Raw genomic sequence first — 15,090 nt, 5'->3', positions numbered from 1 at the left:
GTCCTTAGGTTCGTTGGCGTGCTCCCAGGCTGCTGGACGGGGACGAGCCGTCGACAGTGGCCAGATCGCCAAGGTGTGGAAGGATCTGGCCATGCATCGTGTGGTGGTCCTGGCCCTGGACGGCGTCTACCCGTTCGAGTTGAGCATCCCGTTCCGGATCTTCGGCAGCGCGACCGGTGCGCGCGGCGAGCCGCTCTACGAGGTGATCACCTGCGGTCTGGACGGCGGTTCGGTGCGCACCAGCGCCGACTTCGCCGTCGCCGTGGAGCACGGGCTTGAGGCCTTCGCGACCGCCGACACCCTGGTGATCCCGCCGTTCTCGTGCCGCGTCGGCGAGGAGCGCGAGTGGCTGCCCGCGCCCCTGGCCGAGGCGTTCGGCGGGCTGCGTCCCGGCACCCGGCTGGTGTCGATCTGCAGCGCGTCCTACGTTCTGGCCACGGCGGGCCTGCTGGACGGCCGTCCGGCCACCACGCACTGGAACGAGGCCGATGCCTTCCAGCGCGACTTCCCCCGGGTCGAGGTCGACCCGGACGTCCTGTTCGTCGACGACGGCGACGTGCTCACCGCCGCGGGCGTCGCCGCCGGGGTCGACCTGTGCATGCACATCGTCCGGCGCGACCATGGCAGCGCGATCGCCAACCAGGTCGCGCGCCTGTGCGTCGTCCCGCCCTGGCGCGAGGGCGGCCAGGCGCAGTTCATCGAGCGTCCCGTCCCCGAGGTCGCCCGGGCCACGCTGTCCGGGACGCGCGAATGGGCGCTGGGCCAGCTGAGCCGTCCGATCACCCTGACCGAGCTGGCCGCGCACGCGCGGATGAGCGTCCGCACGTTCTCCCGGCGCTTCCGCGACGAAGTCGGGATGACCCCGGGCCAGTGGCTGACGCGCCAGCGGGTGGAACACGCGCGACGCCTTCTGGAGACCACCGACCTGCCCGTGGACCGCGTGGCCGAGCAGGCGGGCTTCGGGACGGCGGCCTCGCTGCGCCAGCATCTGGTCGCGACCATCGGCGTCCCGCCGTCGACCTACCGCCAGACCTTCAACTCACCCGTATGACTCCCCGTCGGGCACCATGGGGATCATGGTCGATCACCCGCTCAGCCCCGACGAAGTCCTGACCCAGACCCGTTCCGTGCGCAGACGCCTGGACCTCACGCGTCCCGTGCCGGACGCGCTGGTCCGCGAGTGCCTGGAGATCGCGCTCCAGGCGCCGTCCGGCAGCAACCGGCAGGGCTGGCACTGGCTCGTCGTCACCGATCCCGAACTGAAGGCGCAGGTCGGCGAGTACTACCGGCGCTCCTTCGAGGCGTACGCCGCGGCGCGTCCCGACCCGGGTGAGCTCTACAAGGGCGACCCGTCCCGCGCCGAGACCCAGCGGCGGGTGAGCACCAGCTCGCGGCACCTGGCCGACCACATGGGCGAGGTCCCGGTCCTGCTGATCGCATGCATCGAGACCCCCGGCGGCGCGCTGCCGGACGGCAACCAGGCCGGCTTCTGGGGTTCGCTCCTGCCCGCCGTGTGGAGCTACATGCTCGCCGCCCGCACCCGGGGGCTCGGCACCGCCTGGACGTCCCTGCACCTGGCCTACGAGCACGAGATCGCCGAGCTGCTCGGGATTCCGGACGGCGTCCGCCAAGGCGCGCTGATCCCGACCGCCTACTTCACCGGCGAGACGTTCAAGCCCGCCCCGCGAGCCCCGCTCGACCAGGTCCTGCACCGCGACCGCTGGTAGATCAGAGGTACTTCCGCGCAACCCGCGCCTGGACGGCATGGACGGGACGCAGGGCAAGGACGCACACCGCCTGGATCGCCAGGGCCACGAGCGCGTGCACCAGCCAGGCGCCGGCCAGGGTCGGACCGCCCCATGCCTCGTCCAGGCCGGGGTCCTCGCTGAACGGGTGCGCCACCGCCTGGACCGTGTCCGGACGCAGCGGATACAGATAGCCGGAGAAACACAGGAACACGAACATCGCGGCACAGGCGAAGGCCGCGAGCGCGGGCACGAGCGTCACGAGGCTGTGGACGAGCACCCTGCGCCTCCCGCTCGCCGGACCTGGCCCGAGCACGCGGAGCTGGGCCCGGGCCGCGGTCTCGGCACGGCCCGCCACCACGAGCGGCACCGCCGCCACGGCCAGCGGCAACCCCGCCAGCCCGCCGAGCACGGGGGCCACCACCCACTCCCGAAGCGGATTCGCACTGGTCAGTTCGGCTGTTCTCACAAACCCAACGCTAGAAAGCCACTCGCCCCAAGTCGTCGTACCAGGAAGCCAACCTCACCCCCTACCCCAGTCGCACACAAGCCACCGGCCGGCGACGACGCCGCGAACCACGCGCCTCACCAGCCCAGCGACGCCGCACAAGCCATCGGCCCCGGCGCCGCCGCGACACGCGCGGCTCGACGTTCACCCGCAGCCGCACCGCCAGCGGCACCCGGGCGGCCAGGCCCGACAGCGCGGCGTCCAGGCCCCGGTCCTCCAGCACCGCCGGATGCAGGCCGCGGATCACGCGCCTCAGCCAGCCTGGCGACGCCGCACGAGCCACCGGCCCCGGACGACACGGCGAACCGCGCGGCTCAGTTGGCACGGCGGCGCTGGTCGATGAGGGTGGCCAGGCCGTCCAGGATTCGGTGCAGGCCGAACTCGCCCTTTGCGTCGGGGGCGGCGCCGGGCGGGAGCCCGGCGACGGACGGGAAGCGGTCGGCGTGGGCGGCGACGACCTCGCGCATGATCGCGCCGGTCGTCCCGGAGGTCCAGGTCTGGGTTCCGGCGGTGGCGGCCGAGCGGCTGTTGCGGACGTGGCCGAAGACGAGCGCGACCGCGTCCATGCGTTCGTGGTCGTCGAGCCCGAGGCCGTTGAGCGCGGTGAGGGCGCGCTCGGTCCAGGCGAGCTCGCGGGGCCCCATGATCCGGTCGCCCACGGTGATCCACGGCAGCCAGGGATGCAGGTCCCATGCCTCGGCCAGGCACCGGGCAAGCTCCTGAAGGCGGGGACGCCACCCCCCGGGGACCGCGTCCAGGTCGGGGGCGACTCCGACCGCTTCCTCGATCATGAGCGCGATCAGCTCGGCCTTGCCGGACACGTAGCGGTACAGCGCCATCTTGGTGAAACCGAGTTCGCTGGCCACGCGCTGCATCGACACCGCCTGGAGCCCCTCGGCGTCGGCGAGGTCCATGGCCGTCCGCGCGACGTGCGCGCGGCTGAAGGCGGCCTTCGGGCCCCGGCTGGACGGCTCGCGCCCGTCCCACAGCAGGTCGGCGAGGTCTCGCTGGTCCGGCACTCCGGAATCACCCCTTGCGACCGCCCATCAACTGTGTCTACGGTACACAGCATCCATCGGAAACAGTTTATCGCCGGGAGCTGCCCATGGCCAGGTTCGATCACCTCGTCCACCAGTCGCCCAACGGCGAATTCGGGCGCGTGGTGTGGGACAGGATGGCGGGCTTCTGGCCCAAGGCCGCAGAGATCTCCGACGACCAGGGCGAGCGGTGACCTTCGTGGAACGCGTTTCCGTCTCCCGCGTCCGCGTGAAACCACGCCACTGCGACGCGCAGAGCATGGTCCACGCCATCCGCTACTACGAGTTCTTCGAGGACGCCTTCCTGGACTGGCTCGACCGCTTCGCCGGCGGATACGCGGGCGTCCGCGCGTCGGGCGCCGATCTGGTCATCGTGGAGAACGGGTGCGAGTACCGGGGAAGCGCCCGCCTGGACGACCTGCTGGCGGTGGAGACGCGCCCCGCCAGGATCGGGAACCGCTCGCTGACCATGGCGTTCATCGTCCGGCGCGATGAGGAGACTGTGGCCGAGGCACGGGCCACCTACGTCGCCGTGGCCGACGGGCGGAGCGTCCCCCTGCCCGCCCCGCTCTCAGCGGCGCCAGGTCAGCAGCCGGATGTCTGACCTGCGCACCACCGGCTCGTCATCGGAGAGCGCGAACCCGGCCGCCTCGGCGACGGCCACGCTGGCGGCGTTCTCCGGGGCGATCCTCAGGATGACGGTGCCGAACGCCAGCACGTCCTGGGCGTAGTCGGCCATGAGCCGCACCGCCCGCGTTGCCAGCCGCTGCCCCCGGTGGCGCGCCCCGACGCCGTACCCGAGCTCGGCCTCGCAGCCCGCCCGCATCAGCAGGATCTCGCCCTGCGGCATGACCCCGTCGGAGGTGATCGCGAGCTGGATCCGCTCGTCCCGCGCCCTGCGCTGGCGCGCCAGCGCGAGGTAGGCGACCGCCGCGTCGTGATCGAACGGCGAGGTCAGCGGCGTCCATCGCGCGATCTGCTCCTCGTCGAAGATCTCGACCAGCCGCGGGACGTCCTCGTCCGTCCACTCCCGCAGCTGAAGTCCGTACCCCGAAAGAGCGACATGCGTGGGGAAGCTCATGGGCCGATTGTGCCTGGATAGAGTCCCCGTATGGCGCGCAGCCCCAAGCCCAAGGAACTCCGGGTCGGCCCCGTGACCTACTTCCGGTCCACCGGGCACCAGTGCGGGGTGGACGGGAGCTGCCGCGAGATCGTCTCCGTCCGGCACGCGGACGCGTCCGGCCCCGGCCTCCGCGTCACGTTCGCCGCGAGCCCCGGCCATCTCGTCGGCGACCACCTGCTCCACCGGGGCGGCGTCGTCCGCGCGCGGGACGACGTCTACCTCAACCTGCACCGTCCCGCCGTGGTCCGCGCCCTCCTGGACGAGGCCATCGCGCAGGGCTGGGACACCCGGTCCCCTCTCGACCTGGACGGCTGGTCCCTCATGGACGCTGTCCTCACCCGCCTGAACCACCCCCAATAGGACGATCGCCTTCGCCCGTCCGAGGGAAGCCGCCCCCAGCGCACCTCTGCGAAATTCGGCCCATGTTCACCATCGCCCTGGCCGCGCTCCTGGCCGCCACGACGCCCACCGCCACCACCGATCCCGAAATGACGGCCCGCCTCAAGGGCTCGGCCCAGCTCGACTTCTGGCACACCCAGAACAACACCGCGGGCGTGAAGATCGACACCGGCGCCGTCTACGCCCCGGACCAGCGTCCCTACCCGACCAAGGTCTGGGGGACGGCCCACGTCTTCCACGACTTCCACCAGCCGGGGCAGCCCACCTTCAAGAGCTGGGCGGACGTCCGGATCGACTGCCTCACCAGCGGCGGACCCACCGCGACCGTCACCGGCGTCGTCGAGAAGGCCGCCGGGGGTCTCGCCCACCTCGCCGAGAACCGCACCCGCATCGGGCTGAGCTTCTACGTCCACGGCAAGAAGAGCCGCGTCGGCATCATCTGGGGCAGCAAGCCGGGCGAGACGCCCCTGCCCAAATGCACCGCGCCCGCCGCGACGTTCCCCGTGGTCAAGGGCGGCTTCGTCCTCAAGGGCATGCCCTACTAGCCGTCGCGTGCCGGACGACCGGCCCGAACGCGAGGCCCGCCAGCAGGAACAGCCCGCCGAGCACGAACCATCCCGCCGTCCCCCAGCCGATGAGCAGCGTCGTCAGCACCAGCGGCCCGAGCATCCGCGCCAGTTGCGGAGCCATGCCGAAGAACCCCTGGTACTGGCCCTGCCTGTCGGACGGGGCCAGCCCGAACCCGAGCTCCCACCCACCGGCCCCCTGCAACATCTCCCCGAATACCTGAATCAACGCCGCGACGACCAGCACCGCCACCGCCGCGTAGATCCCCATCTCCGTCCCCGACACCGCGTACACGCCGCACGCGGCGAGCATCAGCCACCCCGCCCACCGGGTGGCCCGCACAGCGCTCGCCATGTCCTTGACGGGCCGGGCCACCCGAACCTGGAACACCACGACGGTCACCATGTTGACCATCAGCAACACCGCCGCCATCGCCTTGGGCGCCTCGGTGCTGTGCACGATCCACAGCGGCAACCCGAGGCTGAGCAGCGGCATGTTCAGATACATCACCGCGCTGAGCAACGTCACCAGCGCATAGGGCCGGTCCTGCAACACACCCCATCGCCCCGGGGGCAGTGGTTCCGACGGCGTGGTCGCGCGTTCGGGTTCGGGAAGGCGGCGCAGGACGAAGGCGGCGATCACGAAGGCGACGGCGTCCATGGCGAGGACCGTGAGGTAGGCGGCGCGGGTATCGAAGTAGAGGGCGAGGCCGCCGAGACCGGCGCCCAGCGCCAGGCCCGCGTTCAGCGTGGACTGGAGGTGCGCGCGGACCCGGGTGCGTTCGTCCGGGCGGACGAGCGCGGCGAGCAGTGCCTGGCGGGCGGACGTCAGACCGCCCTGGCAGCAGGCGTAGAGGCACATCACCGCGACCAGCGGGGCGAACGACCGCACCAGCAGGAAGGTCCCGATGGTCGCGGCGGTGGCGAGCGCCAGGACGATGGTGGTGCGGCGAGGTCCCCAACGGTCGGCGACATAGCCCAGCGGGACTCCGGCCAGCATTCCGCAAGCCCAGCCAATGGTGAGGGCGAGCCCCACCCGGGTGGCCGACAGGCCGACGACCCGGGTGAAGAAGAGCGCGGAGCAAGCGTAGAAGGCGCCGTCGCCAATCGAGTTGGCCAGCTGGGCCAGCGCCAGAACACGCGACGGCCCCGCAAGCGGCAGGATCCGGGACATCAAGCTCCTCAAAAGACGCAGGGCGACCCGGCGGACCACTGGATCCCGGGCATCAGGCTCCTCAAGAGACGCGCGGCGGCTCGGTGCGGCCGCGCTTGAGCTCGAAGAATCCGGGTGAGGCCGAGACGAGCAGGACGCCGTCCCAGAGGCGACCGGCGTCCTCGCCGCGCGGGACGGGGGTCACGACCGGGCCGAAGAACGCGGTCGGGCGCCCGTCCGGGCCGGGCACGTGGATGGCCGGGGTGCCGAGGTCCTCGCCGACCGGGTCGAGCCCCGCGTGATGGCTGCGCCGCAGGTCCGCGTCGAACTCGTCGGTCTCGGCGGCGTCGGCCAGGCCGGTGGACAGGCCCAGCTCGGCCAGCGCGCCGGTGTAGAGGTCGCGGCCGATGGGCGTTTTGTCGTGGTGGATGCGGTCGCCGAACGCGGTGTAGAGGTCGCGCAGGACGGGCGTCCCGTACTTCTGCTCGGCGGCGATCAGCACCCGCACCGGGCCGAGGGTGTCGGTGAGCCACCGCGCGTACCAGTCCTCCAGGCCCTCGCGGCCGTCGTTGAGCAGCCAGAGGCTCATCACGTGGAAGCGCACCTCGACGTCCCGGACGCGCTCGACCTCGAGCAGCCAGCGGGAGGCGTTCCAGGCCCAGGGGCATTTCGGGTCGAACCACATGTCGGCGATGGTCACGGCGGTGCTCCTTGGATCTCGTGCTCTCTGGTACGAGATTCAACCAACGCCGATTGGCTCATGGAAGCGCCAATAGTGCGGAAACTCGATGGGCCAATGTAGCGTCGTCCCGTGGACCTTCACATCGGCTTGGAAGGACGCGACGAGGGCCCTGGCGGACGGCGTCGCGACCTCGCCGCGCGCATCTACCGGCAGCTCCTTGAGGCGATCCTGGACGGACGGCTGCGTCCGGGCGAACGGCTTCCGCCCACCCGGGAGCTGGCCCAAAGGCTGAAGGTGGCCCGCAACACCGTGGCCGTCGCCTACGAACGGCTGACGGCCGAAGGGCTGCTGGTCGCGCGGGTCGGGGCGGGAACCTTCGTGGGGGCGGCCCCGATCCGGCGCGCCTCCGGACGGACCGCCCCCACGGGCAGCGACGTCCGTCCCCGCGCGATCTGGCGCTCGGTCGCCCCACCGGTGCCCTCCATCCGGCCTCCCGTATACGACTTCCGGGTGGGGACGCCCGACGCCTCCCTCTTTCCGCTCGCGACCTGGCGCCGGCTGGTCGCGGCCGAACTGCGCGTCGCGACGATCCGCTCCGCCGATTACGGGGACCCGGCCGGACACCCAGGTCTGCGCGAAGCCATCGCCCGGTACACCGGAATCTCACGCGCGGTCCGCGCGCGCGCCGACGACGTGCTCGTCACCAACGGGGCCCAACAGGCGCTCGACCTCGTCGGACGGGTCATGATCGACCCGGGGGACATCGTGGCCATGGAAGAACCCGGTTACCCACCGGCCAGAGAACTGTTTCGCTCTCTGGGAGCCCGCGTCGTGCCCGTCCCCGTCGACGACCAGGGACTGGAGGTCGAGGCGCTGCCACCCGGCTCCCGGCTCGTCTACGTCACCCCGTCGCACCAGTTCCCCACGGGGACGCCGATGCCGCTGGCCCGCCGGGCGGCGCTGCTCGACTGGGCCGCCCGCCATGACGCCGTGATCGTCGAGGACGACTACGACAGCGAGTTCCGCTTCTCGGACCGTCCCCTCGAACCCCTGCAGAGCCTCGACCGCACCGGCCGCGTGATCTACGTCGGCACCTTCTCCAAAACGCTGCTTCCGATGCTCAGAATCGGTTTCCTGGTGGCACCCGCCTCGCTGCAGCCCGCGCTGCACGCGGCCAAACAGCTCACCGACTGGCACGGCGACCACGTCGCCCAGGCCGCGCTGGCACGCTTCATCGACTCGGGAGAACTCCCTCGGCACATCCGCAAGGCCACCCGGATCTACGCCGAACGCCACGAACTCATCGTCACCACGCTGCGCGACGCGTTCACCGATTGGCTCGCCCCGGTGCCCTCGGCCGCGGGGCTCCACCTGTGCGCCCGCCTCCACCCGGACATCGCCATCGACATCACCGCACTTCTGGAAAGGACTGCCTCACACGCGGTGGCCGAGAACCTCTCCGGCTACTGCGCCGCCGAGAACACCCACCACCAAGGTCTCGTCTTCGGCTACGGCGCCATACCCACGGAACTGATCGAGCCGGGGCTTGAGGTCTTCGTTAACGCCTTCCGAGATTCACCCGCACCATCAGCGCGACGAGCAGAGCCAGCACCCCGCCGAGCACCATGACGGCCGACGGTGAACTCCCGTCCACCACCAGCCCGCCCACCAGAGCACCCGTCGAAAGCGTCGCCTGGAAGGACGCGGTGAAAATGACCGAGGCCGCCTCAGCCGCTTCGGGAATCGCCTTGGCGAACCAGAGCTGCGAGCAGACCGGGACGGCTCCGTAAGCGATTCCCCAGGTGACGAGCAGAACCGCCGCACCGGCGTCCCACCTCCCCAGCAAGGGCAGAAGAAGGGTCGCCAAGGCCAGCGACACAGCGCTGCCTCCGAACGCCGCACCCAAATTGCGGTGCGCCCGCGCTCCCACCACGAAATTCCCCGCGACACCGGCGCACCCGTACAGCATCAGCAGCAGGGTGACCGTCCCCGGACCCGCTCCAGTGACGTCCTCCAGGAACGGCGTCACATAGGTGTAGGCGCCGAAATGGGCGAGGACGATGAGGAACGTCGCCGCCAGCCCCGCCCGCACCTGCCGACTGCGCAGTGCGTCCACCAGCACCGCGGCCCCGGTCGTCCGCCGGGCGGGCAGCGCGGGCAGGACCACCACCATCGCGGCCAGGATTCCCAGCGAGAGCACTCCCACCAGCGCGAACGCCGTCCGCCACCCGGCCAGGTCGCCGACCAGCGTCCCGGCGGGGACACCCAGCACCGACCCCAGCGGGACCCCGGAGAAGATCAACGCCGTGGCCCGTCCCACCCGCTCCGGCCGGACGAGCCGTCCGCCGAGCCCCGCCCCGATCGACCAGAACCCGCCAATGGTGATCCCGACCATCACCCGGGAAATCAGCATCACCCAATAAACGGTCGCCACCGCCGCGAGGAAATTCGCCGCCGCCAGCAGGAGCATGAAGGCGCACAACATCACCCGCCGATCGATCCTCGCCGTCGCCACGGTCACCACCGGCGCCGCGACCGCCGCCAGGAATCCCGGCATCGTCATCATCAGCCCGGCCGTGCCGTCCGATATCGAGAAACCCGCCCCGATCGACGTGAGCAGCCCGATCGGCATGATCTCGGTGGTCACGATCGAGAAGATCCCCATCATCACCGCCACCACCGAAAGGCGGCCCCTCATGGTCGACCCGCCGGTCCCGGGAAGCGCCGAAGTCATCGTCATGGCACCACTCCAGCAGCCGCCCGTATCCCCGTTCCGGCGGTTTTCCGACCTCACCCGGACCTCGGACGTCAACGTCGGAATCTCGCCAACCCCAGGCTCCTACACGTCGTGGCCCCGCAGCGGAAAGGAACCGTCCGCGGCGGCTCGCGCGCAATGGCGACCGGCGCCCGGTAACCGGCCGAGTTCGCCCTCGCCGCGAACGCATGAACGCGGTCGCGCTCGGCTTCGTCCACGCCCGCAAAGCCGGGACGATCCGCACCGAGAAGGCCAGTTGTGCGACACGCGCAAAGGCGCCTATGGCCACGATCGACGACACACCCCGTACGGGGGGCTGCTCAACGCGTCCGCCACCGGCCCATGTCACAGGAAGCCAAGAAGCCAGACGTAGACGAACGTTTCGCTCCGCGAGAAGGAATACCGACGGCCGCCCCCGGGTTGCGGCATTCCATACGGACCTGATGTGAGGAGTGGTGAATGCGCGCGATCGTCGTCACGCGTAAGGGCGGGCCCGAGGTTCTCGAGGTCACCAAGCGTCCCGACCCGGCGCCCGGACCCGGCGAGGTGCTCATCGACGTGGCGGCGAGCGGGGTCAACTTCATCGACGTGTACTTCCGCACCGGCCTGTACCCGGTGGAGCGCCCATACGTCCCGGGTGTCGAGGGCGCCGGGACCGTAGCGTCCGTCGGCGAAGGCGTGACCGGCCTCGCCCCCGGGGACCGTGTCGCCTGGGCCCAGGTCCAAGGCTCCTACGCCGAGCGCGCCGTCGTCCCCGCGGACCAGATCATCCCCCTTCAAGACGGGGTGAGCTTCGAGGACGGCGCCGCCGCCCTACTCCAGGGCATGACGGCCCACTACCTGACGCATTCCACCTACGCGATCCAGCCGGGAGACACCGTCCTGGTGCACGCGGCCGCGGGCGGCGTGGGGCTGCTCCTCACCCAGCTCTCCAAGCACCTCGGAGCCCGCGTCATCGCGACCGTCTCCACGTCCGAGAAGGGCAAGCTCGCCCAGGACGCCGGAGCCGACGAGGTGCTGGTCGGTTACGACGGCTTCTCCGACAAGGTCCGCGCCCTGACCTCCGGCAAGGGCGTCGCGGCCGTCTACGACGGCATCGGAGCCCCCACCTTCGAAGGCAGCCTGGCCAGCCTCCGCCAGCGGGGCACCCTGGCCCTCTATGGTGCGGCGGGTGGCCCCGTCCCGCCCTTCGACCCCCAGGCCCTCAACCGCGCCGGGTCCCTCTTCCTCACCCGCCCGAGCTTGGCCCACCACCTCGCCACCCGCGAGGAACTGACCACCCGCGCGGGCGACATCTACGGCTGGGTGGCCTCCGGCGACCTCCGCCTCCACATCGGCAACCGCTACCCCCTCGACGAGGTCCCCACCGCCCACGAGGACCTGGAAGCCCGCCGCTCCACCGGCAAGCTCCTGATCATCCCCTAGGCCGTGGCGACCTCAATGAAATTGCTGGTCAGAGGATTGGGGCGGGCGGCGTTCCAAACGGCGCCGATGCGCCATTCCGCGTCCGGATGGCGCACGGGCGTGAGCGTGACGGAGGACGGGGCGATCCTCGTCGCCCCGGACGGAACCAGGGCGGCTCCGACCCCGGCCGCGACCAGGGCCAGGACGGTCTGCAGGTCGTCCGCCTCCTGGACGATCGGTGCCGTGATCCCCGCGGCCGCGCGATAGCGATCGATCTGACCGACCAACCCGGGCCCCCGCTCCCGCCTGAGCTGCACGAACTCCTGGACGTCAGCCGCCCCCTCGCCGGACGTCGCCATCGCCAGCCGATCGGTGCCCAGCAACACCTGTCCCCCGGCGTCCCCGACTGGAAGGCGAACGAAGCCGACGTTTAGTTCCCCCGTCGCCAGCCGTTCGAGTTGGCTGTGTGAGGACATGTCGTCCAGCGTCACCGTCACCCCCGGGTAGCGGCGACGAAACGCGGCCACAGCACGGGGCGCGGTCTCGATGCTGGAAAGGCCGAACCCGACCGACAACCGCCCGACCTCACCTCGGGCCGCCCTGGCCATGCGCAGCTCAAGCGCGTCCGCCCGACACACCAGGTCACGGGCCTCCGGCAGCAGGATCGCGCCAAGCTCGGTCAGCGTGGCCCCATGCCGTCCGCGCGAGAACAACCGGCCCCCGACCCGCGCCTCCAGCGCCTGGATCTGCTTGGTCAAGGTCGGCTGCGTCACCGAAAGATCCAGCGCGGCCCGCCCGTAATTCCGACGATCCGCAACAGCCAGAAACGCCCGAAGCGAAGCCACTTCCATTCTCAGACTCTATCAAAGCCCCAAAAAGATTCATTGGACGAATAGCCACACCACGAGATGTCCTGTCCCCATGGAAGCGACGACTCTCCGATGCGCGACGGTCCAGTTCGAGCCGCGCCCCGACGACAAGGCCCACAACCTCGCCCGCATGGAGCACTTCGTCCACCGCGCGGCCACGGAGAACGTGCAGGTCATCACCTTCCCGGAGATGTGCCTCCTCGGCTACTGGCACTTGCGTCGCCAGCGCCCCGAACACCTCAAAGCCCTCGCCGAACCAGCGACGGGGCCGTCCATCACCACCACCCGCGCACTCGCCGCCAAACACAACATGGCCATAGGCATCGGCTTCCTCGAATCGGCCGACGACCAACTCTTCAACGCCTACGCCCTCTGCCTTCCCGACGGGACGGTCCACGTCCACCGCAAGCTGCACGCCTTCGAGCACGAAGCGATCAGCAGCGGCGACCACTACACGGTCTTCGACACCCCCTGGGGAGTGCGCCTAGCCATCCTCATCTGCTGGGACAACAACCTGGTCGAGAACGTCCGGGCCGTGGCGCTGATGGGCGCCGAGGTACTCCTCGCCCCGCACCAGACGGGCGGCACGAACTCGTCCAGCCCCCACGGGATGCGCCCCGTCCCCACCGCGCTATGGGAGGAACGGCACCAGAACCCGTCCGCCATAGAAGAAGCCCTGCGCGGCCCAAACGGCCGCGGCTGGCTGATGCGCTGGCTTCCCGCGCGCGCCCACGACAATGGCCTGTTCATCCTGTTCAGCAACGGCATCGGCCGGGACGACGACGAGATCCGGACGGGCAACGCGATGATCCTCGACCCGTACGGCCGCATCGTGTCCGAAACCAGCGCCGCCGCGGACGCCCTGGTCATCGCCGACCTCGACCTCGACCTGATCCCCCTGTCCAGCGGACGGCGCTGGATGCAGGGACGGCGCCCCGAGCTCTACGAGATCCTCACTCACCGCTTCGGCGACGAGCGCGACCCGATCACCGCCCGCTTCTCCCCGAACCCCGTCCCCACCCGCCGACTAGGCTGATGATCATGAATTCGGTCCAGCGCATAGAGGTCAATGGCCAGACCCCCCGAGTGGACGATCTCCCCTTCCCCGCCCTGCTCAACTACGGCCACTTCACCACGATGCAGATCAGGAACGGCGCCGTCCGCGGCCTCGACCTCCACCTGACCAGGTTGGACACGTCCACCCGAGAACTGTTCGACACCGACCTGGACCGCGAGCGCGTGCGCGACCACATCCGCCACGCCCTGGCCGACGTCCAGGACGCCAGCGTCCGGACCGTCGTCTTCCGCCCGGACGACGATTCCGACCCGTCCATCCTCGTAGCGGTCTCCCCACCCGCCGACGCGCCCCGCACACCCCAACGCCTGATGTCCGTCCAGCACCAGCGCGGGATGGCGCACATCAAACACCTGGGCGCCTTCGCCCAGATCCACTACCGCCGCCAGGCCCAACGCGCCGGCTTCGACGAAGCCCTCTTCACCACCGAGTCCGGCAACGTCTCCGAGGGGTCGATCACCAACATCGGCTTCTTCGACGGCCCCACCCTCGTCTGGCCCGACGCCCCCGCCCTACCCGGCATCACCCTGCTCGCCATCAACCAGGCCCTAGCCGCCCAGGGCCTCACGTCCGAACGCCGCACCGTCCACCTGGACGACGTCCCCACCTTCGACACCGTCTTCCTCACCAACTCCCAAGGAATCTCCCCAGTGGCCCAACTGAACACCCACCCCTGCCCCCTAGACCCAACCCTGATCACCAAGGTGACCGCCCTCTACGAATCCACCCCCTGGACCAAAATCTGACCACCCCCACCCACCCGTCACCCGCCAACCCAAACACCCCACACCCACCCCGTCACCCGCCACCCCAAGCCCCCCAAATTCGCCCGGGGCCTCGCCCCCACCACTTCCCAACCACCGTGGCGATGAGCACCCCTGCCCCGGCCTCGCACCCGCCTCAACAACACGCACCCCACCTCCCCTCGCCCCACCCGCTCGGCTCACAACACCCACCGCGCCCTCGCCTCGCCCCCGCGCCACGCGGCAACCGCCGCGCGAATTTCCAACGCAAGCTCGCCGACCCCGCAGCACTGGGCCCACGAACGCCCGAAGCCGAGCGAAGCATGCCCCAGCCACAAGCCGCCAGGCCGCTGGGACGACGGATCGCACGGCCGGTGAGCCGCCCCCAAGCGACGGGTCCACAGCCCGGGACGATGGCACACGAAGACGCGGCACACGATGCTCGGACGGCGGGCGCACGACGCTCGCACGCCACGGCAACCCACGCTGGGCACCGCGCCCCGGCGCCTGACGCACGACGCTGGGGCGCACGACGCCGGAACGCACGACGCACGGCCCTGGAACGCACGACGCACGACATGGGGACGCACGACGCGGAGACAGGCGCCGGTAGAGCCCAGGAAGCGAGCGCACGACGCTGGCCCGGACGCGGCACACCACGCTGGAGCAGCGCGCCCCCTGCGCCGGGACGCACGACGCTGAGGCGCACGACGCAGGGCCCTGGAACCCCGACGCACGACACGGGAACGCACGGCGCGGGAACGCACGACACGGGAACGCACCGCACGGGACAGCGGGCACGTAGCCCAGGAAGGCGAGCGCATGACGCTGGTCCGGACGCGGCACACGACGCTGGAACCCCGGGCCCACGGCACCGGGACGGTGGGCGCACGACGATTGGCTACTCGCCGTCCGGCCAGCCCCGGCGGCTAGGCGGCTCTCGGCAACTAAGCAGCTCGTGGCGACGGCGGGTCGATCAAGGGTGTGAAGTCCCGCGTCGGCGCGGGTGTCGGCGCGGGTGTCGGCGCGGG

Annotated in this window: 17 protein-coding genes; 10 read left to right on the top strand and 7 right to left on the bottom strand. The window is 70.8% G+C overall.

The genetic code is table 11. The annotated features are described in order from the left end of the window. The first annotated feature begins 91 nt into the window (after positions 1-91). Together ACQPY4_RS00210 and ACQPY4_RS00205 are read left to right on the top strand one after the other, a co-directional pair. The gene (locus tag ACQPY4_RS00210; protein ID WP_433331063.1) at positions 92-1,051 is read left to right on the top strand and encodes a GlxA family transcriptional regulator; all 960 of its coding nucleotides are present in this window, start codon (positions 92-94) and stop codon (positions 1,049-1,051) included. Between the two features lie 25 nt (positions 1,052-1,076). After that, positions 1,077-1,727, top strand: coding sequence for a nitroreductase family protein (locus ACQPY4_RS00205; RefSeq protein ID WP_433331061.1), 651 nt, complete (start codon positions 1,077-1,079; stop codon positions 1,725-1,727). Position 1,728: 1 nt separating this feature from the next. On the opposite strand, the gene ACQPY4_RS00200 is transcribed toward ACQPY4_RS00205, so the two are convergent. Together ACQPY4_RS00200 and ACQPY4_RS00195 are read right to left on the bottom strand one after the other, a co-directional pair. After that, complete coding sequence (locus ACQPY4_RS00200) at positions 1,729-2,214, bottom strand: hypothetical protein (protein WP_433331059.1); 486 nt, start codon at positions 2,212-2,214, stop codon at positions 1,729-1,731. 353 nt (positions 2,215-2,567) lie between these two features. Further along, entirely contained in the window at positions 2,568-3,272 is a 705-nt protein-coding gene (locus ACQPY4_RS00195) for a TetR/AcrR family transcriptional regulator (RefSeq protein ID WP_433331057.1), read from the bottom strand. 86 nt (positions 3,273-3,358) lie between these two features. Between ACQPY4_RS00195 and ACQPY4_RS00190 the strand changes: the two genes are divergently transcribed. Next, positions 3,359-3,484: a hypothetical protein gene (locus tag ACQPY4_RS00190; RefSeq protein WP_433331055.1), complete on the top strand. Its 126-nt coding sequence runs from the start codon at positions 3,359-3,361 to the stop codon at positions 3,482-3,484. A gap of 5 nt (positions 3,485-3,489) precedes the next feature. Then, positions 3,490-3,894: an acyl-CoA thioesterase gene (locus tag ACQPY4_RS00185; protein WP_433331053.1), complete on the top strand. Its 405-nt coding sequence runs from the start codon at positions 3,490-3,492 to the stop codon at positions 3,892-3,894. On the opposite strand, the gene ACQPY4_RS00180 is transcribed toward ACQPY4_RS00185, so the two are convergent. Beyond that, positions 3,862-4,371 (bottom strand): GNAT family N-acetyltransferase, encoded by a 510-nt coding sequence (locus ACQPY4_RS00180; protein WP_433331051.1) that lies wholly within the window; start codon positions 4,369-4,371, stop codon positions 3,862-3,864. The two genes, ACQPY4_RS00185 and ACQPY4_RS00180, sit on opposite strands and share 33 nt — an antisense overlap. Positions 4,372-4,401: 30 nt before the next feature. Here ACQPY4_RS00180 and ACQPY4_RS00175 point away from each other — a divergent pair, with 30 nt between their 5' ends. Next, entirely contained in the window at positions 4,402-4,773 is a 372-nt protein-coding gene (locus ACQPY4_RS00175; RefSeq protein ID WP_433331049.1) for a hypothetical protein, read from the top strand. A gap of 62 nt (positions 4,774-4,835) precedes the next feature. Continuing rightward, positions 4,836-5,357, top strand: a complete 522-nt coding sequence (locus ACQPY4_RS00170) for a hypothetical protein (protein WP_433331047.1) — start codon at positions 4,836-4,838, stop codon at positions 5,355-5,357. Here ACQPY4_RS00170 and ACQPY4_RS00165 read toward each other — a convergent pair. Together ACQPY4_RS00165 and ACQPY4_RS00160 are read right to left on the bottom strand one after the other, a co-directional pair. Further along, positions 5,338-6,552, bottom strand: a complete 1,215-nt coding sequence (locus tag ACQPY4_RS00165) for an MFS transporter (RefSeq protein WP_433331045.1) — start codon at positions 6,550-6,552, stop codon at positions 5,338-5,340. The two genes, ACQPY4_RS00170 and ACQPY4_RS00165, sit on opposite strands and share 20 nt — an antisense overlap. A gap of 61 nt (positions 6,553-6,613) precedes the next feature. Beyond that, positions 6,614-7,216, bottom strand: coding sequence for a mycothiol-dependent nitroreductase Rv2466c family protein (locus ACQPY4_RS00160; protein ID WP_433339238.1), 603 nt, complete (start codon positions 7,214-7,216; stop codon positions 6,614-6,616). Positions 7,217-7,342: 126 nt separating this feature from the next. Here ACQPY4_RS00160 and ACQPY4_RS00155 point away from each other — a divergent pair, with 126 nt between their 5' ends. Then, positions 7,343-8,842 carry a PLP-dependent aminotransferase family protein gene (locus ACQPY4_RS00155; protein WP_433331043.1) on the top strand — a complete coding sequence of 500 codons (1,500 nt, stop codon included), beginning with the start codon at positions 7,343-7,345 and terminating at the stop codon, positions 8,840-8,842. On the opposite strand, the gene ACQPY4_RS00150 is transcribed toward ACQPY4_RS00155, so the two are convergent. Continuing rightward, entirely contained in the window at positions 8,772-9,953 is a 1,182-nt protein-coding gene (locus tag ACQPY4_RS00150) for an MFS transporter (RefSeq protein ID WP_433331041.1), read from the bottom strand. The two genes, ACQPY4_RS00155 and ACQPY4_RS00150, sit on opposite strands and share 71 nt — an antisense overlap. A gap of 474 nt (positions 9,954-10,427) precedes the next feature. Between ACQPY4_RS00150 and ACQPY4_RS00145 the strand changes: the two genes are divergently transcribed. Further along, complete coding sequence (locus ACQPY4_RS00145; protein WP_433331039.1) at positions 10,428-11,393, top strand: quinone oxidoreductase family protein; 966 nt, start codon at positions 10,428-10,430, stop codon at positions 11,391-11,393. On the opposite strand, the gene ACQPY4_RS00140 is transcribed toward ACQPY4_RS00145, so the two are convergent. Next, complete coding sequence (locus ACQPY4_RS00140; RefSeq protein WP_433331037.1) at positions 11,390-12,223, bottom strand: LysR substrate-binding domain-containing protein; 834 nt, start codon at positions 12,221-12,223, stop codon at positions 11,390-11,392. The two genes, ACQPY4_RS00145 and ACQPY4_RS00140, sit on opposite strands and share 4 nt — an antisense overlap. Positions 12,224-12,293: 70 nt before the next feature. Here ACQPY4_RS00140 and ACQPY4_RS00135 point away from each other — a divergent pair, with 70 nt between their 5' ends. Both ACQPY4_RS00135 and ACQPY4_RS00130 read left to right on the top strand, forming a co-directional pair. Next, the gene (locus ACQPY4_RS00135) at positions 12,294-13,277 is read left to right on the top strand and encodes a nitrilase family protein (protein ID WP_433331035.1); all 984 of its coding nucleotides are present in this window, start codon (positions 12,294-12,296) and stop codon (positions 13,275-13,277) included. Between the two features lie 5 nt (positions 13,278-13,282). Continuing rightward, entirely contained in the window at positions 13,283-14,062 is a 780-nt protein-coding gene (locus ACQPY4_RS00130) for an aminotransferase class IV (RefSeq protein ID WP_433331033.1), read from the top strand. The last annotated feature ends 1,028 nt before the right edge of the window (positions 14,063-15,090 follow it).

This window comes from Spirillospora sp. CA-294931, from assembly GCF_050946795.1.
Lineage (GTDB): Bacteria > Actinomycetota > Actinomycetes > Streptosporangiales > Streptosporangiaceae > Spirillospora.
Note: the sequence above shows the minus strand (reverse complement) of the source record. Positions and strands in the feature narration are given on the sequence as shown.